Source organism: Alteromonas lipotrueiana, from assembly GCF_019249245.1.
GTDB lineage: Bacteria > Pseudomonadota > Gammaproteobacteria > Enterobacterales > Alteromonadaceae > Alteromonas > Alteromonas lipotrueiana.
The window spans coordinates 1-19,847 of record NZ_JAESDK010000005.1 but is presented as its reverse complement, the minus strand read 5'-3'; the positions used below and the strand labels follow the sequence as shown (position 1 = coordinate 19,847).

Annotated in this window: 18 protein-coding genes and 2 pseudogenes; 9 read left to right on the top strand and 11 right to left on the bottom strand. The window is 45.0% G+C overall.

Annotation, left to right across the window (positions count from 1 at the left end; translation table 11 throughout):
* Window positions 1-362: 362 nt before the first annotated feature.
* Entirely contained in the window at window positions 363-1,037 is a 675-nt protein-coding gene (rnt, locus tag JK130_RS04940) for a ribonuclease T (RefSeq protein WP_218353109.1), read from the bottom strand.
* 220 nt (window positions 1,038-1,257) lie between these two features.
* Here rnt and JK130_RS04935 point away from each other — a divergent pair, with 220 nt between their 5' ends.
* The gene (locus JK130_RS04935; RefSeq protein ID WP_218353108.1) at window positions 1,258-2,130 is read left to right on the top strand and encodes a flagellar protein MotY; all 873 of its coding nucleotides are present in this window, start codon (window positions 1,258-1,260) and stop codon (window positions 2,128-2,130) included.
* Here JK130_RS04935 and glpQ read toward each other — a convergent pair.
* Window positions 2,127-3,125 carry a glycerophosphodiester phosphodiesterase gene (glpQ, locus tag JK130_RS04930; RefSeq protein WP_246587698.1) on the bottom strand — a complete coding sequence of 333 codons (999 nt, stop codon included), beginning with the start codon at window positions 3,123-3,125 and terminating at the stop codon, window positions 2,127-2,129. The genes JK130_RS04935 and glpQ overlap by 4 nt on opposite strands.
* Before the next feature lie 29 nt (window positions 3,126-3,154).
* Entirely contained in the window at window positions 3,155-3,865 is a 711-nt protein-coding gene (locus tag JK130_RS04925; protein WP_218353107.1) for an SDR family oxidoreductase, read from the bottom strand.
* 126 nt (window positions 3,866-3,991) lie between these two features.
* On the opposite strand from JK130_RS04925, the gene JK130_RS04920 reads away from it, so the two are divergent.
* Window positions 3,992-4,339: a hypothetical protein gene (locus JK130_RS04920; RefSeq protein WP_218353106.1), complete on the top strand. Its 348-nt coding sequence runs from the start codon at window positions 3,992-3,994 to the stop codon at window positions 4,337-4,339.
* A gap of 95 nt (window positions 4,340-4,434) precedes the next feature.
* Here the strand turns inward: JK130_RS04920 and JK130_RS04915 are convergent, their stop codons facing one another.
* Complete coding sequence (locus JK130_RS04915; protein WP_425514589.1) at window positions 4,435-5,634, bottom strand: benzoate/H(+) symporter BenE family transporter; 1,200 nt, start codon at window positions 5,632-5,634, stop codon at window positions 4,435-4,437.
* A gap of 83 nt (window positions 5,635-5,717) precedes the next feature.
* On the opposite strand from JK130_RS04915, the gene JK130_RS04910 reads away from it, so the two are divergent.
* Window positions 5,718-6,275, top strand: coding sequence for a helix-turn-helix domain-containing protein (locus JK130_RS04910; protein ID WP_218353105.1), 558 nt, complete (start codon window positions 5,718-5,720; stop codon window positions 6,273-6,275).
* 214 nt (window positions 6,276-6,489) lie between these two features.
* Here JK130_RS04910 and JK130_RS04905 read toward each other — a convergent pair whose 3' ends face one another.
* Window positions 6,490-7,380 (bottom strand): LysR family transcriptional regulator, encoded by an 891-nt coding sequence (locus tag JK130_RS04905; protein ID WP_218353104.1) that lies wholly within the window; start codon window positions 7,378-7,380, stop codon window positions 6,490-6,492.
* A 103-nt stretch (window positions 7,381-7,483) separates the two neighbouring features.
* Here JK130_RS04905 and JK130_RS04900 point away from each other — a divergent pair, with 103 nt between their 5' ends.
* The 3 genes from JK130_RS04900 to JK130_RS04890 all read left to right on the top strand — a co-directional run bounded on the left by JK130_RS04900 (window position 7,484) and on the right by JK130_RS04890 (window position 10,931).
* Complete coding sequence (locus JK130_RS04900; RefSeq protein WP_218353259.1) at window positions 7,484-8,482, top strand: zinc-dependent alcohol dehydrogenase family protein; 999 nt, start codon at window positions 7,484-7,486, stop codon at window positions 8,480-8,482.
* Window positions 8,483-8,637: 155 nt separating this feature from the next.
* Entirely contained in the window at window positions 8,638-9,438 is an 801-nt protein-coding gene (locus JK130_RS04895) for an SDR family NAD(P)-dependent oxidoreductase (protein ID WP_218353103.1), read from the top strand.
* A 257-nt stretch (window positions 9,439-9,695) separates the two neighbouring features.
* A complete protein-coding gene (locus tag JK130_RS04890) occupies window positions 9,696-10,931 on the top strand; it encodes a Vgb family protein (RefSeq protein WP_246587697.1) in 1,236 nt (411 codons plus the stop codon).
* 299 nt (window positions 10,932-11,230) lie between these two features.
* Here JK130_RS04890 and JK130_RS04885 read toward each other — a convergent pair whose 3' ends face one another.
* A complete protein-coding gene (locus JK130_RS04885; RefSeq protein WP_218353102.1) occupies window positions 11,231-12,274 on the bottom strand; it encodes a WD40 repeat domain-containing protein in 1,044 nt (347 codons plus the stop codon).
* Window positions 12,275-12,554: 280 nt separating this feature from the next.
* Entirely contained in the window at window positions 12,555-13,805 is a 1,251-nt protein-coding gene (locus JK130_RS04880; protein WP_218353101.1) for an APC family permease, read from the bottom strand.
* An 82-nt stretch (window positions 13,806-13,887) separates the two neighbouring features.
* Here JK130_RS04880 and JK130_RS04875 point away from each other — a divergent pair, with 82 nt between their 5' ends.
* Window positions 13,888-14,193 (top strand): PadR family transcriptional regulator, encoded by a 306-nt coding sequence (locus tag JK130_RS04875; protein ID WP_218353100.1) that lies wholly within the window; start codon window positions 13,888-13,890, stop codon window positions 14,191-14,193.
* Between the two features lie 66 nt (window positions 14,194-14,259).
* Here the strand turns inward: JK130_RS04875 and JK130_RS04870 are convergent, their stop codons facing one another.
* Window positions 14,260-14,577, bottom strand: coding sequence for an integrase core domain-containing protein (locus JK130_RS04870; protein WP_218353099.1), 318 nt, complete (start codon window positions 14,575-14,577; stop codon window positions 14,260-14,262).
* A gap of 520 nt (window positions 14,578-15,097) precedes the next feature.
* On the opposite strand from JK130_RS04870, the gene JK130_RS04865 reads away from it, so the two are divergent.
* Entirely contained in the window at window positions 15,098-16,189 is a 1,092-nt protein-coding gene (locus tag JK130_RS04865; protein WP_246587696.1) for an MBL fold metallo-hydrolase, read from the top strand.
* A 157-nt stretch (window positions 16,190-16,346) separates the two neighbouring features.
* Here JK130_RS04865 and JK130_RS16810 read toward each other — a convergent pair whose 3' ends face one another.
* Window positions 16,347-16,511 (bottom strand): phage integrase N-terminal SAM-like domain-containing protein, encoded by a 165-nt coding sequence (locus JK130_RS16810; RefSeq protein ID WP_425514590.1) that lies wholly within the window; start codon window positions 16,509-16,511, stop codon window positions 16,347-16,349.
* A 783-nt stretch (window positions 16,512-17,294) separates the two neighbouring features.
* Here JK130_RS16810 and JK130_RS04855 point away from each other — a divergent pair.
* Window positions 17,295-17,891, top strand: a pseudogene (locus tag JK130_RS04855) (pyridoxine/pyridoxamine 5'-phosphate oxidase); the annotation flags it as partial.
* A 215-nt stretch (window positions 17,892-18,106) separates the two neighbouring features.
* On the opposite strand, the gene JK130_RS04850 reads toward JK130_RS04855, so the two are convergent.
* Both JK130_RS04850 and JK130_RS04845 read right to left on the bottom strand, forming a co-directional pair.
* Window positions 18,107-19,228, bottom strand: a complete 1,122-nt coding sequence (locus JK130_RS04850) for a serine hydrolase domain-containing protein (RefSeq protein WP_218353097.1) — start codon at window positions 19,226-19,228, stop codon at window positions 18,107-18,109.
* A gap of 278 nt (window positions 19,229-19,506) precedes the next feature.
* A pseudogene (locus JK130_RS04845) lies at window positions 19,507-19,847 on the bottom strand (transposase); the annotation flags it as partial.

Below are 19,847 nucleotides of genomic sequence, written 5' to 3'. Positions count from 1 at the left end.
TTTCGGGGTTGATTCTTTTTTAAACGCTCATAATGGGTGGGTTATCTGAAAAGTTAGCGCTAACTAAAGTGAGCATCGATAAAAAAGCACTGATAAAAATTTACCGAGCAAATTGTTACGACCGTACCGCAGGTGTGACTGTCCAGTGTCAGAGCAGTCCAGTGTCAGAGCATAGTCCTATACCAGAGCGGTTATCGCAAAAAGCCATTGTTTCCATTTACTGTACAATGGTAGACATATGCAAAAAGCCGGCAATGTAAGAATCCCGATAGTTGAACCTTGGCTTATCAGGGCTATTACGCCGACTTTTTAGTTAGTGGGTTTTAGATGACTACATCGATTAAACGGCCGTAATGGGCTCTTTACTCAGAAGCAGGGGAGTCTGATACGTTATTATTGTCAGTACTTTGAGCCGGCAATGGCCAGCCGCCTAAAGCCTTGTAGCGGTTTACCATATAGCAAAAAAGCTCAGCAGTACGTTGGGTATCGTATAAAGCACTGTGCGCCTCACTTTGATCAAACGCAATGCCAGCGGCTCTGCATGCTTTAACTAATACCGTTTGCCCTAAAGCCAGACCCGCCAGGCTGGTGGTGTCAAACGAGACAAAAGGATGAAAAGGGGTGCGTTTTATACTACTGCGTTCAATGGCCGCATTCACAAAGCTTTGATCAAAAGTAGCATTGTGCGCCACTATGACAGAACGCTGGCATCCGGCGGCCTTTTGCGCTTTGCGAATGGTTTTACACAAGTCTTTCATTGCCTGGGTTTCATCAATGGCACCCCGCAGAGCACAAGTGGGATCAATACCATTAAACTCCAGAGCAGCCGGCTCCAGATTAGCACCTTCAAACGGCTCGATATGGGCGTGAAAGGTTTGGTCAGAGACCAAATTGCCATGTTCGTCCATTTTTAATGTAACAGCTGCTATTTCAAGAATGGCATCGGTGGCGGCGTTAAAGCCAGCGGTTTCGACGTCTATGACGACCGGAAAATAACCGCGAAAGCGCGTAGACAAGGGGGTGTTATCGTCTGACATAATTCCTCTGAAGGCAGGCAAAATAATTTCGGTTTCAGCGGGCTGCCCCACTAAATACGCGAACCGTAGCAAATTATCTCAGCTATGGTCAGGTATATCCAGCTTTGCCCGCTTGTTAAGCGCCCATCCAGCTAGTCGGGCAACATGGCAAATGTGTGCTAAACTTTTTTTGGTTTATGACGATACCCTAAACATAGAATATAGCACGGTGTATAGAACAATGATCATCAGGCAAGGCTTAATAATTGCGCTGGGCTTAATGTGCAGCTTGCCCGCTTTTGGCGCTATGCGTCATTATTCTGCCTCAATAGAAAGCTCTGACTGGGCTATTGCAGACCCTTCTCGTTTACAATGTGAGCTGAGTCACAAAGTCCCCGGTTACGGTGAAGCTAAATTTGTCAGCGTGGCTTCTAAACAGCTGAACATGGAATTTGATATGCAAATGGCGCTGCTGCCGAAAAAGTTTTCGATAGCCTCTGTCTATGCTGTACCGCCTAATTGGATGCCGGGGCAAATGCCACGAAAAATTGCCAATATGCAGCTACGTAAGCAATACCATGGTGATTTACCCGAAGAGGCCGCCTGGACTATGCTAAGCGAACTCGAAAAAGGCTTTTGGCCAACCCTTTATTATCAGGACTGGTACAACCGACATGATCAGGTGGCGGTTGCTCTTAATGCCAGTAACTTCCGTCCCATCTATCATAAATTTGTGCAGTGTGTGTCACAGCTGCTGCCTTATAGTTTTGACGATATCGCTTACACCGTACTTTCGTATGAAAAAAATAGTACCGAGTTGACAAAATATTCGCAAAAGCGCCTCACCATGATTGGTGAATACTTAAAAGAAGACAGCAGCTTAGATTTGGTCTTATTAGATGGCTATACCGACAGCTACGGAGGTCGCTGGACTAATGAGCAACTTTCCGAAAAGCGCGCAGGCGATGTTAAGGGCTATTTAACGGCGTTGGGGGTGGCAGACGACCGAATAGAGGTCAACGGCCACGGCGAGAAGCGGCACATCGCCCCTAATACCACCAGCGATAGCCGCGCATTAAACCGGCGTGTAGTGGTTCGTTTGTCAAAAGGCTAATTATTCGCTTTATTACTGAGGCGGGCTTTGACTGCCGGTACCTGATCGGTAAACAAACCCTGAACCCTAGCGGTGTGTTGCAAATAACGAATAAGCCTGGTACCGCTGAGGTTGTCGGGCAGGGCGTCCTGCCGATAAGTATATGGATGCAACAAAAGCCCGTGTTCGTGAGCCCTGTAGACCCAGTCTGGTACGTTAAGTGTCTTCGATGAGGTAAGCTCATAAAGTTGGGGTAACCATGGACCTAACCCATCCGCTACTTCGGCTACTTCTTTAAGACCAGCATCACTTATGAGCCATTGATAGTCAGTATTGGACTCATTCCAACTGTTTTCGCCTACCAATTGAATCAACTGACCCTTATATTCTAACGTAGTCCTGATGCGTTGCGTTTCGGCAAAATCAAAGCACTGGAGTACGACGGGCATTTTAGGGTCGACCTGCTGCTGAATCAGCGCTACTACTCTGGCAGAAATATCCACACCCTGGCGTCGGTGCCAGGCGGGTGCTTTAATCTCAACATACAAGCCGACATTAACAGCAAACTGTCGGTTAAGTTCGGCTATAAGCTCAATGTGTTCTGTTAGGGTAGCGATGCGAAATCCGGCACTGTCACCTTGATAACGCTGGCTGAAAACTGCTTCGCCCTGAGAATTATGGCGTTCATGTATACTTAGCCGGCGTAGCTCGGCCAGCGTAAAGTCGATAGCATAAAAGTGTTGATCGGCGCGGTGGCGGTCGGGAAAGACCTGCTCAACATTAGTCACATCCTGCAATTGAATATCATGTAAGACCACTGGGATATGATCTTTGGTCATCACTACATCTTGCTCGATGAAGTCAGGGCGCTGGCTATGGGCAAGAGTGGCTGCCGCCAGAGTATGCTCCGGCAGATAACCTGAGGCCCCGCGGTGCGCGATGATGTCAAAACCCGCGCACAGGGGGGCGTAAAGCAAGCAAGTTATTATCAGTGTTCTAATCCACGCCAGCATCATAAAGTAGTCCTATTAAATATTTTGGAGTTTTAAAAACCCCACATACCAATATTATCAATTTTCAACCGGCGAGGCTGTTTGAGCAAAAACAGCAAGGTACTAGCAATATCTTCGTTTTGTACCAACCCCTCATCAATCGCTTCGTCTGAGCCACGATGCGACTGAATGAGTGCCGGATTTAAGGAGTGTACATGAATATTATATTGCCGAACCTCTTCTTGTAGCGCTTTTGCCAGGCCAACCATAGCAAACTTCGACGCACAGTAAACCCCAGCATTGGCGTACCCATTGAGCGCCGCCTGTGAAGCAATGTTAACGATATAGCCAGACTGTTGCGCTATCATGACAGGCACCACTTTTCTGGCCAATAGAAAAGGCCCTTTCACATTGGTGTCCATTACGTCGTTCCAGTCTGTTTCGCTGGTTTCCCATACCAGGGTTTGTTTACCAAAACCGCTATTATTAATCAGCACATCAATACTATTAAAACGCCGTTTAACCGCATCTATGAAGGCATCCACCTCTTCAGCCTGGCTTACGTCACATGCCTGCCAGAATAGCTGATTGGGGTAGTCTGCAATGAGCTGTCGGCCTTCTTTTTCAAGCGCAGCGGCCTCACGACCACAGATGGCAACCTGCATACCTTCTGCAAGTAGTGATTCAGTCAGTGTCAGGCCCAGACCTTTAGCGCCGCCGGTAACGATAGCAACTTTGTTGTTTAATATAGAAGTGGGTGTCATTAAGTCATACCTATTGCATCAAAATGCCAAGCCTAAGTGAAGCCAGCCCTTACCGCTATCAACATACGTATGCGAAAGAGTTTTTTATTGGCCGATACTGTCTTGGAAGCTGTTTTCAGGAGATGTTTGAAAAACGAGGTAGCGGCATACAGTGAGCAGCGCACAACTCGTGGAAGCAGGTGGCCGGAATATAGCCAAGACATGGACACCCACCTAAAACCAAGTGTGGACACCCATCTTAGCCAAGACATGGACACCCACCGAATCCAAAGCCCTCAGGGCCAGACAGTCACTCGTTTTTATCCAAGTAGTCAAGGCATGGATACTCACTTAAATCCAATTATGGACAGCCACATAAGCCAAGGCTCGGGCACCCACCGAATCCAAAGCCCTCAGGGCCAGACAGTCACTCGTTTTTATCCTCAGGGTGGAAAGTTTATACAGAGTCCGGGCTCTTCAGCTTACGATCGTTGATAAATAAAGTGGGTGTCCATAAAAGCTGGTACTAGTCAAAGCATGGACACCCACCTAAATCCAAAGTTGAGTACTCATACATAATTGTAAATTCTCTATTCCCGCTTAATGTTAAAAACGCAATTTTTACCATATTTTTGAATACTTAATAGTAGACAACCAGCCATGAGCCCCCATAAAACGGAGCTTACACCCCACAAAGATAGATCCGAAGAGGTGACCAGAACTGTTACGATCGATGCTTCTGAATACTCTTCGGCAGTAAGTGACTGTTTGAAGCTGTTGGTTATGGTGGCGAAAAGAGCGATACCAGCTAGGGCCAATATGAGAGAGGAGGGGAGAGAAGAAAAAATGTTCATTAAATACTCTGCTGAAATGGCCATGAGTATATAAAAAAAACCTCCCGCTACTGAAGCCCAGTAACGTTGTTGAGGTTTACTACTCACTTCGTCTGTCATACAAATAGCAGCTGTGATTGCTGCTAAATTAATAGCATAACTACCAAACGGAGCGGCAACAAAATTGACACAGCCGGTAACACTTAAAACGGAAGAAACCGGAGCTTTGTAGTGGTGGGCTTTGAGAACCGCAATGCCGGGAAGATTCTGCGCAGCCATGGTTACGATAAACAAAGGCACACCAATTCCAAGTATTGCAGACAGGCTAAACACAGGTGCAATGTAAGTGAACTCACTTATCGTGAAGCCGTAATCCAGTTTTTCAGTAAGCCCTAAAAGCCGGGCCGACACAATACTTACCAGTAAAACCAGTAGCATGGTAAATTTTGGTGTTAACTGCCGGCCCACAAAATACGTTGACAGCATGAACGCAACCAGGGTCGGTTGTGCATTCATTTCATCAAAAACACCAATCCCAAAATTTAATAAGATACCGGCCAGCATCGCCGAAGCTAATTGACCGGGTATTTTATTTACGAGCTTCTCGAACCAACCGGTAATCCCACATAAAAAAATCAGTATGGCAGAGCACATGAATCCTGCTATCGCTTCATTCAAGGTATAGTTCTGAGTGCCGGCGAGGAGTAGGGCCGCACCAGGGGTCGACCAGGCTATCAATATTGGCACGCGATAATATAGTGATAAGCCGATGGAGGTTACGCCCATGGTCAGGCCCAGCGCCAACAGCCAGCTTGCCGCAAGTTGCGTATCCCCACCCAGGGTGATTACGGCCTGATAAATTAAAGCCACCGAGCTGGCAAACCCCACAATGACCGCCACCAAGCCGCCAATGCTGGCACTTACGAGACGATTGACTAATAACAAAAACGAATTCATAATTGAACATCCTGTGCGTTATAGCGCACAATTTAACATTGTATGTTATAACGCACAATTGAAAGATAAACAGAGCGATAAAAATGAAAGCTAAGCAAATTGCTGAAGGTATCGGGGGGCAACTGAAGCTGGCCAGAAAAGCGAAAAACTGGAGCCTCGATAAGACCAGCCACTTCACCGGCGTTTCTAAAGCCATGCTCGGACAAATAGAAAGGGGGGAATCAAGTCCTACTATCGCGAAACTTTGGGCCATTGCAAATGGCTTTGAGTACCCGCTGAGCTATTTTTTAGGTGCGGCAATCGACGGTGAAATACAGACACAACCTGAGCAGGAATCTTATGACAAAGGACTTTTTATCAGTACTGTCTTTGCCTATGATAAAGCAACCAATATTGAAGTTTTCTCGATAACGCTCACGCCTCACCATGAACACGTATCACAGCCTCACAACCCCGGGGTTATTGAACACATCATAGTGACGTCAGGAGTCATGGAGTATCTTTCAGACGGCCAGTGGCACCCGCTCGAAAAAGGGCAGTGTGTGAAGTTTGATGCAAAGACAAAACATGGGTATCGAAATCGCACTGACGCACGGGCGACGTTCCAAAATATCATCGCCTATACAAAGGGAGCTAAGTGATTTAACCGGGATTTTAATCGCAAAAAGCTGGTGCGGGGCTCAGCCCAAGCAAAACCTTGCCTGTAACGCCGCCTGGTAGATTGAAAGTGTCTCGCTACGGCTCAATGCAAATAACTTTTATGTTGCTTCTTGAGGGAAGGATGCCGTCTTTGCATAGGAAAGTAGTACCTAGGTTTTATATCGCCGGCGAGTGGGTGCATAGTGCCAAGGGCGATTAGTGCCAATACGACTCATCCCCAAATTTTTCTGAAAAATAATCTATAAAAGCCCGGACTTTAGGCGCTAGTTGTCGTGAACTGGGGTATACCGCCCAAATAGCAGTGTTCGATACCAGTGGGTAGTCCTTTAACAGCTGAACCAACTTTCCGTCTTTCAGCGCCTGAAATGCACTCCACCGAGAGTTAATGGTGATCCCCAGCCCATTTATACAGGCATCTCGTACCGCCTCACCGTTGTCAGTACGAAACCGTCCCCGCACCTTGATGCTGGTAATCCCTTTTGAAGTGTTAAATTGCCAATTATCCAGCCCTATAAGAGAGATACATTGATGAAAGTTCAAATCATCTGGCGAGCGTGGGTGTCCATAGTTGGCTAAATAATCTGGCGACGCACACAAAATACGACTGTCTTCAGCCAGCTTACGGGCCACCAGACTTGAGTCTTTAAGTTCAGAGTTGCGAATAGCAATATCAAACCCGCCCTCAACCAAATCAATGATGGTATCGGAAAGCATTAAATCTATCGTTAAGTCGGGATAACGTTCAAAGAAATCGTTGAGTGCCGGCAGCAAATGCATTCGCCCGAATGAAGCTGGGGCGGCCACTCGTAAGGTGCCTCTTGGCGAAGTTATTCCTGCGCCTACCGAAGCCCGGGCGGCCTCCATACTTGCCAGCACATCTTCGGCATGAGGCAAAAAGCTTATTCCTTCTTCGGTAAGCGAGACTTTGCGGGTCGTGCGATGTAACAACCTGACTCCAAGTCCTTCTTCGAGTTTATTGATATACGCGCTCGCCACGGCGGGCGAAACGCCCATTTCCTGCCCGGCCATACTGATATTGTGCGTACTGGAAATTCTGATAAATAATCTGAGATGGTCAATATTCATAATTATCAATAAAATCTATAAAGTGATTGTTTATTTTGCTCTATTATAAATTTAATTAATAGGGAATATACTTTTCTTCGTCAACTAACGGAGAACAGCAATGATGAAAGCAATGGTAGTAAAAAAATTTGGTGATGAAGATGTGTTTGAAGCCGCTGATATCGCCATACCCGAACTAAAAGCGGGACACGTGTTAATAAAGGTTGCAGCAACCAGTGTTAACACGGTGGATACCATGATCCGGGAGATGGGCAACGATTTACCTTTTGCCCCGGCATTGCCTGCCGTTTTAGGAATGGACTTTGCGGGTACGGTAGAAGAAGTCGGCGAAGGTGTAACTGGTTTTGCAAAAGGCGATGAAGTGTACGGGTGTGCCGGCGGTCTGGGCGATCTTCAGGGTACCTTAGCTGAGTTCATGGTGGCCGATATTAATTTAATCGCCAAAAAGCCTGCAAACTTATCAATGCCAGAAGCGGCGGCACTACCTTTGGTTGCTATCACTGCTTATGAAGGGCTAATGCGCGCCGGCATTCAGCAAGGCGCGGCCAGCGCCAAAAAAGTATTGGTTCACGGTGGTTCTGGCGGGGTGGGTCACGTGGCGTTGCAACTTGCCAAATACTTTGGCGCCGAAGTTTGCTCCACAGGCGGGGGCGACAAGCAACTCGCTTTGATAGAAAAACTGGGCGCAAAAGGCATTAATTATAAAACCGAGAAAGTTGCCGATTACGTCGCCAGCCATACCGATGGTAAAGGTTTTGATATTGTTTTTGACACTGTGGGCGGAGAAAACCTGAAAAATTCATTTGAAGCCGCTGCACTTAACGGACAAATCGCATCAACTATCTCTATGCTTGAATTAGACCTGACACCGTTGCACTTTAAAGGTCTGTCTTTGCATGTGGTCTTTATGTTGATTCCGATGATTCACAATACCATGCGAGCACAACACGGCCATATCTTAAGTGAATTAACTAAGATTGTTGAGCAGGGCGGTTTACAGCCTGTTCTTGAGGAGCAGCGCTTTTCATTAGCGCAGATTAGCCAGGCTCACGCCCGTTTGGCAAGCGGACAAGCAATGGGCAAGGTTGTGGTCGAGATTTAGCAGCACCGCCTAGCCATAACCGATACGCGGGCTTGCGGATCGAATTGTCGCCGGACAGTGCGAAAAATGGCGAAAACTTGCTGAAGCTGCGCTTTAAAACGCGCAGCGCTTTTGCTTTATTCAGTTTTCATATCAAGCGTTAAAGAGGAGGCATTATGCAAAAAACTATATTAATTACAGGGGCAACCGATGGTATCGGTCTGGCCACCGCAACAAAACTAGCCTCTGAGCATCATCATCTTTTATTGCATGGACGCAGTACTCAGAAATTAAAAGAGGTTGAAGCACAATTATCCTCTTTCTCAGACGCAGGCAGCGTTCAAACCTACCTTGCTGATTTATCTGAGTTAGCCGACATCAACGCATTGGCAGAAAAAGTAGCCGCAGAGCACAAACACATTGACGTGCTTATTAACAACGCGGGTATTTTTAAAGCCTCGGAAACAATTACTCAGGGCGGGCTGGATATCCGGTTTTGTGTTAACACCATTGCCCCGTTTGTTTTAACCCGACAACTCGCCCCTGTGCTTGGTAAATCAGGCCGGGTTATCAATCTTTCTTCTGCGGCTCAGTCTGCGGTAAATTTACAGGCTTTAGCGGGTAAGGTCAGACTTACAGACATGGAGGCTTATTCCCAGAGTAAACTAGCCATAACCATGTGGACCCGCAGCCTGGCTGAACACTATAAAAATAGCGGACCAACAATTATCGCGGTTAATCCCGGCTCTTTATTAGCCAGCAAAATGGTGAAAGACGGTTTTGGGATAGATGGCAATGATATAAATATCGGCGCGGATATTTTAGTGCGTATAGCCTTAGAAGAGGGCTTTGAAAAGCATTCAGGCCAGTATTTTGACAATGATGCTGGCACGTTTGCCGCCCCTCATCCTGAAGGTATAGATTTGAAAAAATGTGAGCAGGTGGTTGAACATATTCAGGCTATTTTAAATAAATAGGGGGAAACAACTAACGCGCAGGCCCTTCACGTGTTCTGTGTTAATGATATAGACACAGTTAGCTTAGCGGCGAATTTTTCAGCTCTTTGCCCCGAAAGGTTTGTTTGGCTAAATTCACCTCCGGTTTTTCACCGTGCCAATCAACCGGGGCGTTAATTCTATGGCTACTTTTTACCCAATATTCTACTCATCGTTTAACAAATGCCTTATAGTTGCCCTTGCCCATAAGCGTGAATATCAATTATTAAAGGTGATTTATGTTTAATTGCGTAAATACGTGCCTGCTACTGCTGGGCCTGACACTTGTTGGTGTTTCGGGCGATGCGCAGGCAAAAGAATTGCCTGCCGGTGATGGCAAAGAGCTGGTAGAGGGACTATGTTCCTCGTGCCATACCCCCAACCGTATTCACGCCAGCCTGGGTTACAGCAAGAAAGACTGGGCAGCCCTGACCGGTACCATGGTTGATTTATCGGCAAATAAACCCCTTCAGCGGCGGTTAGTGACTTATTTAGCTGAGCATTTTCCGCCGAATAAAGACCGTTTTCCCACGTTAATCAGCGGCGATGTCGATATTCGTTTTAAAGAGTGGGTAGTGCCTACGCTGGGCCAGCGTTCAAGAGATCCGGTTGAAGCCCCCGATGGTAAAATCTGGTGGGCGGGTCAATGGGGAAACCTCGTCGGTAGTATCGAACCTGATACCGGCAAGATGCAAGAATACCCGTTGCCTGCCGGAGCCATGCCACATTCTGTCAGTGCCGACAAAAATGGTATGATCTGGTACATGGGAAACAAAAATGCCAGTGTAGGCCGGCTTAACCCCAACACCGGGAAGATCAAGGTTTATCCCATGCCAAATGACGACGCCAGGGACCCGCACACCGGTGTGTTTGATAACAATGGCATTTTGTGGTTCACCCTTCAGCACTCCAATTATATTGGAAGATTAGACCCCGCCACGGGCGAGGTGCAGCTTAAAGACATGCCCACCCCCAACGCCAGACCCTATGGCATTAAAGTCGATTCTTCAGGAAACCTGTGGGTAGCCTGTAATGGAAGCAATTGTCTGGTGTCGGTGAACGCCGAAACCTTTGAATTATCAGAGGTCAGACTGCCAGGGGAAGACACCACGGTCAGACGGTTAGACATAGCCTCTGATGGAATGATTTGGTACGTAAACTCAGGCCTAGGCAAATTAGGTCGCTACAATCCCCAAACCAAAGAGATAAAAGAGTGGCCCTCGCCAAGCGGTCCTGATTCACATCCTTATGCGATTGCGGTACTTAACGGTATTGTATGGTACAACGAGTCGGGTATGCGCCCTGACGCATTAGTCCGGTTTGATCCCACCACCGAACGTTTTCAAAGCTGGGCCATTCCTTCCGGAGATTTTTACGCTGGTATTCTACGCCATATGCGGCCAACCTCTGATGGCGCATTGCTGATTCACCAAAGCGCGACAAATCGTATTATTCGCGTAGATATCGAGAATTAATACAAGCCGCTATTAGAAAGAACAGCGCAGGCAAGGCGGCTTTCCGGGGGCTGTTTACCTAATAACCCATGGGTGGCTGTGGGGTTATAGTACAAAAAACCTGCTGACGATGAGACCCGGATCTAGCTTTGTACTCATTCCAGCTTTACGTCACCTGCTTTTTCAAGGTTTTTGCCCGCTGACTGACTCAATTTTTACCCATGATCGATTTGCAGCGGTTAAATACAAAAAAAGCAGATGCACAGCGCGGTAACGAAACCGCTAAATAATGTGGGTATGAGATGACGCTCACCGTGTTTTTAAGTCGGTTTTAAAGCAAAAGAACTAAGATTCCAGTCTTGTAGCACCCCATCGGTGCTTAGCGTGCGCAGGTGTTCAGTTCCAATCATTTTGATATCTGCTACCGAAGAGCCTAAAGTTTGTGATTCTACACGCCAGGATCCTCGCATCGTCATATCGTCTATGTTCCAAAGATGCATCTCGGTTTTAGGAGAGGAAGTAACTAACCAACGCTGGTGGGGGGCAAAAATGGCGTGGCGAAACCATTTAAAGCGCTGCCAGTGCGTGATTCGTCCAACCACCGAGTCCTGCGAGCTATCCCACAGAATATGATCTTTCAGGGCATCGGAAATAAATATTTGATTATCACTACCAATGGCAAGACTGACGATTCGAAATGGTAAGATTTTTGTGACAACGGGCTGGTAATCAATCAAATCCCACTTAACCACCAGACCATCGTTGCCACCACTAAAAAGCGTGCGTTTGTTTTTGGACAGTTTGAGCTGAACTACATCGCTTGTGTGACGCCGGTTGACTCGGTAGCTATCGTTAAGGCTGTCAGCAAAAATCACATCACCGCTGCTGGTGCCAATTAAAAACTGATAAGGTGAGGCTCCAAAACGGATTTGGGTGATTCTGGCATCACCCAGGTGCTTTGAAAAATTGACACTACCCAAAGACTGTTCTTTATCCGTGTGCCAAATCTGAACCGAATTATGATTCGCAGACAAGATAAATTCTGCTGAGTCTGAAAGGTCAATAAATATTGTTTCTGGTACTAACTGGTCTGGCCGCCAAGCTGAAACTTTTTTCCGGACTTTGTTATTCCAAAGCTCAAGACTGTTATCGGCCAATAACAAGGACGTAAACTCCCCATTGGCCGATAATTTTCCATCAACAATAAAGCCCTCAGTTATTTGCCATCTCTGGGTTGCCGATAAACGAACTTCATCATTCTGGCAAGACAAAAGTAAGGGCGATAAAATAATTAAAATCAGTAATTTAAATGGCTTCATAATAATTGCTTTAGCAACTTTGGCAGACAAAAGAATAGCGCGCATTTTGTTTGCTGGCTATGACGAAACCACCAAAGATGATACGCACACGCTGGCAAGAACAATATTACTCAGTATTTTGTTTACGTTGTGGGTGTCCATGGTCTACTGGCTGGCCGGACAGCTCACAATGAGGTATCCCAATTCTTACAAATCTTCCCGCTCCAGGAATCTTTGAAAAATGAGCCTTTGAAACCCTTCAAAAAAGACACGCCAAAAAAACAGTATTGTGAACAAGAACGTCTAATTTCCTGTGCCCGCATTAAGCCAAAAATTAACCGCGCTACTATCTCTCATTATTTCTCCAATTACGGCATAGATAAGATAAACCTATCAATACCGCTGCGGTTACGCTTGCGCTTATCACAACGTTCAACGGAATGAATGCGGCCAGACTGATACAACTTAGTAGCCCAATAACAGACACAAACTTAGGTATGAATCGGTCTTTATGCGGTACACGTAATGCGGCAAGGTTGGTTAACCCATAGTAGATCAGAACCGTGAAGGCGCTGAAGGCCCAGGTTAACTGGATACTGCCAACCATAACAATCAATGACATCAATAAAAAAGTGACCCAGGTGGCAGTAGGTGCAGAGTTACCCGCCTCGTCAAGCACCGACAGCTGTTCGGGTAAATCTCCCCGGCGTCCCATCGCCATAAAAACGCGGGAAACGCCCAATATCAGATTAATTACTACGCCACACATGGCTGTCATGCCTCCCACCACAATAACTACCTGAAAAGGGTTATCGTCAAGCAGCCTCGCGATATTGAAATCACTGCGAGATAACGCTTCCGGATTGCTGACATGCAAAATTGCCATACCCACGGCCAGATAAATAATAGTGATTACTGCCAAGGTGATCACCACTGCACGCGAGATATTTCTGCGAGGTTTTTTTATTTCTTCCCCCATTGTTGCAATTCGACCATAACCCGTGAAAGCAACAAACATAAGCGCAGAGGCATACAGCAACGATGATGAGCTCGTCGAGACATCATTAGCAGCATAAGCAGCAGGTTGCTGAGAAAAGGCCAGGCCGACAAACACAGCAAGCCCGAGTAAACTGATAGCGACCAGGACCACATTTAGCCAGTTTGTTCGTCTTACTCCAGCCAGCACAAATATCGTAAATAGCAACAACAACCCTATAGCAATAGCATTGACTGATGACCCACCCACACCCAGTTTGTCGCTGGCATACCAGGCGATACCCAATGCAGCAGTAGCCGCGGACGCGCTTTTTGCAATCAGAAATAAGACGCCGGCCAACATACCGCATGACGGGTTTAAAAATTGATATCCATACTCGTAAGTCCCCCCACTTACCGGATGGGCCGAAGCCAATTGCGCCGAAGACAGCCCATTGCACAGTGCGGTCACCGATGCAATGAAAATAGCCAGCACTAACATTTCGTTGGCGATTGACGCACTTAACCCAATACTGACATAAGCACCTGTACCCAAAATTGAACCTAAGCCGATGATCAGCGCACCACCCAGACCAGTTTCTCTTTTTAACTTTTGTGTCATAATCCTTTCCGTCGCACTAAAAAGTAATCAGGTATCGTATTGCGATATCGAAATTCGATATACATAGTCTAAGAGAGTTCACGTGCAAGATAAAGATTTATATGTAGGCTTGATTCGGCTACACATTCTTTACCATTGCTCTAAAGAGCAGGTGTATGGAGCAGGAATGATTCAAGAGTTGCGCCACCATGGCTATTCACTGAGTCCTGGAACGCTATACCCGATGCTACACAAGATGGAAAAAAGTGGATACCTGACGAGTGAGTCCGCTTTGGTGGAAGGTAAGATAAGAAAATACTATCACTGTACGCCCCAAGGAATAAATGCGCTGAAGCTAGCCAAAATAAAGGTTAAAGAGCTGTTTGGAGAACTTTTTCAGAACGAATAAAAGACAGCAGAAACAGTGCATCGTCAGTAAATACCCCCTTAATAACACCGCTTTTTCGTAGAATATTCAGACAGCGTTTCTATACTCAGCAGGCGTCATAGCCCTGAGCGCGTTATGCGGTCGTTCGTGGTGATACATCTCTATCCAATCTTCAGTAATTTGCTGCACTTCATTCAGGTCACTGAAGGGGTAACAGTCTGGGAGGTCGTTTCGGTAAGTGCGGTTAAATCGTTCAGCATAAATATTCTGGTAAGGGAAGCCGTGTAAAATATAGTCAATGTTAATATCGTGCGCTTTGGCCCAACCTACAAAAGCGGTTGATGTGTTCGATACCGCTATTGTCGCCCATAATATTAATGGCACCCACCAGCACGACTGGTTCATCAGCCACTTTTCGTCAAGTGACTGAACAGCCGTTATTCAACGCTCTAGTCCAATCGGGGATGGGGCGGGGCCGGTTACCAGCAGCAAAATGCAAAACAAGTCCTGTGAAACGTTATGAAGAACGTTGTCACACTGTTACAAGAGGGTGCTGAAAAAAGATTTTGCGAGGCCCGGGAAGCGCTGACTAATGATGGTACATGAGATTAAAAAATGACAAATAAATTAAAAGCATCGATAGAGAGCATGCTTAACCTCATTAACGAACTTGCGCCTGCTCGTTCAGCAAAGGTTTGAAAACTCTGATTTAGTCACCAGTGCAAATCACCTGCCTGCATAGGCGGAACATCGTTTTCATTTCTTAAAAAGTGAAATTTTTTACTTTCTCTAATCTACGGGTGTTTGCTACTACGTGGTAGTGACACTTGTAACTTGTTGTAACAAGAACGCGCTGGTAACGGGATTACGCAAGCTCTTATACTGCTCACGAATAAAGCGAACCAGGCAAGGAGATGCCACGACGATGGCTTTTATGTCCCGTTTAATTTTTACCTTAGCGATGATTCTCTCACTTAAAGGATGCGGCATCCTTGCTACTTCAAATTCAGTGGTAAGAATAACCCATGAGTCCGGTCCGGTTAACCGGGCAAGTGACGGTAGATATCACAATATGTTTTCAGGTGAAAAGGACTATCCTGTCACCTGCGATAAAAACTGTTACCCCAATTTTGAACAACTCAAATGTAATAAAGACAATGGTGAGTGTCTTTTCAGCGGGGTAAATCAGATACCGAAACGCAAATCAGGCTTTGATGTAACCTGGCTGGGCCATGCAAGCTTTATGGTTACCTTACCTGATAACACTACACTGCTGTTTGACCCTGTCAGTGGTCAGTTTGACTGGCCTATTAATTGGCTTCATGCATTAAATGGCGGGATGACACGAAATTTGCCAGACTGGCCTGACTCAGCAAAGTCAGATGTAGATGCGGTGTTGTATTCACATTTGCACTATGATCATTTTAATAAGGCAGACATCAAAAAGCTAGGCAGTAAGCCAGTATATTTTGTGCAACAGGACACAGCAGATTATCTGCCTCAGCAAGGGCTTAGCGTTAAAGAAATGAGCTGGTTCAGTAAGTATCAGTTGGGTTCCGTTACTGTCAGGGCGGTTCCTGCACATCATTTCAACAGCCGTTACTGGATCCCCTTAGTTTATGATGATAATGAAAAAGCGTTATGGGGAGGCTGGATAATAGAGTATGAAGGACAAAAGCTATTTTTCGCCGGCGATACGGGTTACTCAGCGCATTTTAAAACAATCAGACAACGCTATGGCAGTATTGATGTCTGTTTGTTACCTATAGCGTCTTATTATCACAGCGAATACGCTAACTGGTATCGCTATGTGCATACTACGCCTGAAGACGCGCTAGTTGCTGCAAAAGATCTGGACTGCAAAGTTATGATCCCGTGGGGCTACGGAAATGCAAGCTGGCAGATGGGTGATCATTCCTCTCATTCACCGCTTAAGCGGTTATTAAAAATGCATAAGAAAGTAAATACCTCTTTGCCATTGGTGATCATGAATGAGGGCAAAAAGGTATCGCTTTGAGTTTTACACTTAATGTCTCAGGGCAACTATTGTAGTGGTTAATCAATATCCGTAATTCGCTATGCCACTACACAGCGCTTCTTAGTGCGAAAGTACAGTAGGGACTCTGGCAGGTGCTCTTGTCCTCACTGCATCTAGAAGAAGCGTTAATTCTCTTTCAAACAACATATTTGTACATAAATACAATGGGGAAAACCGCTAAGTTCTGTGTGGATGATGTGACTTCTCGATTTACCGCTAGATGAGTGAGTAGATGCGTTACCTCTTGCTCGTCCAAGTCTTTAGGATGACGCTTTTGATTAAATAGAATGAATCGTTTTATCCATAGCAGCTAGGTTTTCTCCGTTTGTATTGAATAGTGCTTCGTTCGCATGACATACCGAATGTTTTCTAAAATAGTGAATTAGCCATTTATGACTCCTTTGCTATTAAGTGTGGTGACTGAAAATGTTCAGTAAACCGATTCATACAAAAGAGACAAGTGGCCTACAGATCAGAAAATTTAGTACTTAGAGGTAGATAGGCACAGGCTGTTACTATGCATACATTGTAACAGCGTAAAAAACAGTAGAAATAATCAACAAAAAAGGGGTAAGCTATTGATAAAAATGAACTATGAGGCGTTTGTAAAATGACAATGCAGCGTTGTTACAATGAAGTCTTCATAATAAGTTGTTATACATCATAATGAAATTAAAGCATTTCCAAATTTTTAATGTAATCATTTTTCTCAGCTGCTTCCAGAAATTTTTCGCAGAAGATTTAACTATTTCAAACAAAGCGAGCGCAGCAGCGAAACAGTGGTTGTTGTCAAAAAACTATCATGAATCTGAGTTTTCCATAAAAACAAGGTGCAAAAAGTCACATTGTGAAATTTCCATTTTCTCTAGTGACCATAAGGGCAGCGACGTTTCAATCCGTGGTTGTTTAGCAAGATATTGTTTAACAATGCAGTATGATATTAAATTAAACAAAATTACCGATGTTGTGCATATAAGGTAGCGGTGCATAACAAAAAAATTAAAACGCGCATGGGGCGGACCGGGACAAAAACACAGTGTCGCTGTAAGCTTAGCACAGCGTTTTTGCCCCTTATTTAAAAGTAGGCCTTCGGAGAATTCACATGGATGAACAGCTAGCAAATAAAATTAAAAAAATTTGGGAAAATGCAAAAACTAATTCTCCCCTTACTCAAAAAAGTGCAGTGTGTGTTTCAACCATCGATTCTGCAGGCTTTCCCCAATCTCGCTTCGTTGACCTCAAGGAAATCGATCAGTGCGGCTTTACTTTTTGCACTTCTTACAACTCAGAAAAAGGAAATCAGCTCTCGCAAAACCCCAAAATTTCGTTACTTGCTTGGTGGGATCACATTGGCTATCAAGTTCGTGTTGTTGGAAAGGCGGTAACTATTTCTAACGATCGAGCAGACAAATTTTGGTTTACTCGTTCCAAAGAGGCGCATGTCGCTACTACTTGTTTTAAACAAAGCGAAGTCTGGAATTCTACAGTTTCAATGGAAAACCAATACTCTTCTGCGCTCTTTGCTTCACCAACATCAATTGCTCGCCCGAGCTCATGGGGTGGTTATTCTGTTGTACCAAATTCAATAGAAATACTTAAATTTAGAGCCAATCGAGTACATATTAGAGAACAGTATTTAAGGGACGGTTCCTCATGGAAGATGCGGTTGTTACAACCTTAGTAAAATGGCATAACAAACCATTTTAGCTGCCCGCAAGCGGGCTGGGACAAATAGACGTAGGCTCAGTCGCTTTGCTCCAGTTTAAGTCTATGCGTTATTGCCCGTTATCGAAAATTTATGCCCAATTAAGGATGAAGTGGGCAATATCATCTACGTCTGCTAATTGCTGCCTTTGTGCTACTATTAAGTGCAAATTGCAAAAGCGGACTTATATACTATTTATAAGACATCAGATATTGCGCCAATGTCTGCATCGCTTGGATTGAGTCATCGTTCATATCCACATTCATTAATATAATTATTCCGTCTCGAGAAGTTGGATCGAAATAAAAAGCGCAAAAAGTACCAATATCTGAACCCATATGACCAGTTAAACCCATCTTATTGTCGATCCAGAAAAAACGTTGGCTTTTTGATATATCTGGTGGGAGTTGAAGAGTTAGCATTTCGGCGTAACTAGAGTTAGACAGTAACTTATTTCCATCAGTGTCTTTATTTTTTAAAATTCCTATCATCAATTTTGTTAAATCTTGAATGCTACTCCTAACACCTCCGTCGGGATACTGGGGGTTACCGATATGCGCATGAGGAAGAAACTTCTGTGTATCTGAAATGCTATATGGGGTAGCTAGCTTACGAAAATCCAGTCCATTTAAGAGCCATGCCGTATCATTCATTTTCAACGACTGGAATAATGTCTGTTCGCTGTAGTCGAATAAAGGTACTCCTATGACGCTCTCAATAAGAAGCCCGGCAACTCCAGCCGCCAGATTGCTATATTTCCTTTCTTCCCCAGGCGTGTGATTGAGATAGTATTTTTCACTTTGGTAATTGCTGCCACCTTTAACCAGTAAAGACTTCACATGCTGTTCCAGAGAAATTGGAGAATCGTTGTTTTTGGAAAAGCTGTCTGGTTGATAATAGTCAGCAATACTGGAAGTATGAGTAGCCAAATTACGCAACGAAATAGCTCCATCAGTAAAGTAGGGGTTGTCTATTTTAAAAGGTAGATAATCGTTTATGTTTGCATCTAAGGACAGAAGCTTTTTATCGACCAATTGAAGTAACGTTACCCCCATAATAGGTTTGCTTATCGAGGCAACATTAAACATAGTTTCTTTCGTCACTTTAATATTATTGGCTACATCTGCATACCCATAAACCCCCATAAAGGATAGTGTTGCATTGTTTATTTTTGCAATCGCTAAGCCTGGGATATCTCTTTCGCGCATTAGCTTACTAACTTCGGTGTCACGAAGTGGATTGCTTTGCTCTCCTTCCAATGCAAATGATTTATGTGCAATTGCTAAGCACAGTAGAACTATTAATATCTTCATCTAAGTGAGATTTCCATATGTCCGGGAAGACTACGAGGCAGATTTAATGCCATATAATTAAATAATTGAATTATATAATTATTAATAAAAACCTTGATAAAATTCACTGACAGATTAGTCAGATTAGTCAGATTAGTGAAATGATATATGTTTAGAGCACACGTTTTCGTAACGAAAGGCCCACATTCACTCGTGTCGGTCATAACGTTTTTTGCTGTCATGGCTCAGGGGGCAAATTGAGACTGTAAAATATTTTGTGTAAATGGCTGATTGCACTGTTAAATCCGATCTTGGTACATGATCTCGAATTGCGCCATGGCCGGTTTCCAGTTGCGTATGGGCATCGTCCACTTTTTCGAAGCCTGATGCAAGGCTAAGTACAGCACCTTCATGACGGCTTCGTCATTCGGGAACGACCGGCGGGTCTTGGTGATTTTTCGCAGTGACGCGTTCAGAGACTCAATCGCATTGGTGGTGTAAATGGCCTTGCGTATCTCGGTCGGATAATCGAAGAATACGCATAAACGTTCCCAGTTTGCGCGCCATAAATCAGCTTTAAGTCCGTCGCGATAATCTTACGCTGCTTCCAGTTCACGTAGCGCAGCGAGTGGCGAATTTG

Bases quoted from the DNA above. Each gene is read 5' to 3' on its own strand.
- rnt (WP_218353109.1), bottom strand. From the start codon at position 1,037: ATGTCAGACGATAACACCCCCTTGTCTACGCGCTTTCGCGGTTATTTT.
- JK130_RS04935 (WP_218353108.1), top strand. From the start codon at position 1,258: ATGATCATCAGGCAAGGCTTAATAATTGCGCTGGGCTTAATGTGCAGC.
- glpQ (WP_246587698.1), bottom strand. From the start codon at position 3,125: ATGATGCTGGCGTGGATTAGAACACTGATAATAACTTGCTTGCTTTAC.
- JK130_RS04925 (WP_218353107.1), bottom strand. From the start codon at position 3,865: ATGACACCCACTTCTATATTAAACAACAAAGTTGCTATCGTTACCGGC.
- JK130_RS04915 (WP_425514589.1), bottom strand. From the start codon at position 5,634: ATGAATTCGTTTTTGTTATTAGTCAATCGTCTCGTAAGTGCCAGCATT.
- JK130_RS04910 (WP_218353105.1), top strand. From the start codon at position 5,718: ATGAAAGCTAAGCAAATTGCTGAAGGTATCGGGGGGCAACTGAAGCTG.
- JK130_RS04905 (WP_218353104.1), bottom strand. From the start codon at position 7,380: ATGAATATTGACCATCTCAGATTATTTATCAGAATTTCCAGTACGCAC.
- JK130_RS04900 (WP_218353259.1), top strand. From the start codon at position 7,484: ATGAAAGCAATGGTAGTAAAAAAATTTGGTGATGAAGATGTGTTTGAA.
- JK130_RS04895 (WP_218353103.1), top strand. From the start codon at position 8,638: ATGCAAAAAACTATATTAATTACAGGGGCAACCGATGGTATCGGTCTG.
- JK130_RS04890 (WP_246587697.1), top strand. From the start codon at position 9,696: ATGTTTAATTGCGTAAATACGTGCCTGCTACTGCTGGGCCTGACACTT.
- JK130_RS04885 (WP_218353102.1), bottom strand. From the start codon at position 12,274: ATGCGCGCTATTCTTTTGTCTGCCAAAGTTGCTAAAGCAATTATTATG.
- JK130_RS04880 (WP_218353101.1), bottom strand. From the start codon at position 13,805: ATGACACAAAAGTTAAAAAGAGAAACTGGTCTGGGTGGTGCGCTGATC.
- JK130_RS04870 (WP_218353099.1), bottom strand. From the start codon at position 14,577: ATGAACCAGTCGTGCTGGTGGGTGCCATTAATATTATGGGCGACAATA.
- JK130_RS04865 (WP_246587696.1), top strand. From the start codon at position 15,098: ATGGCTTTTATGTCCCGTTTAATTTTTACCTTAGCGATGATTCTCTCA.
- JK130_RS04850 (WP_218353097.1), bottom strand. From the start codon at position 19,228: ATGAAGATATTAATAGTTCTACTGTGCTTAGCAATTGCACATAAATCA.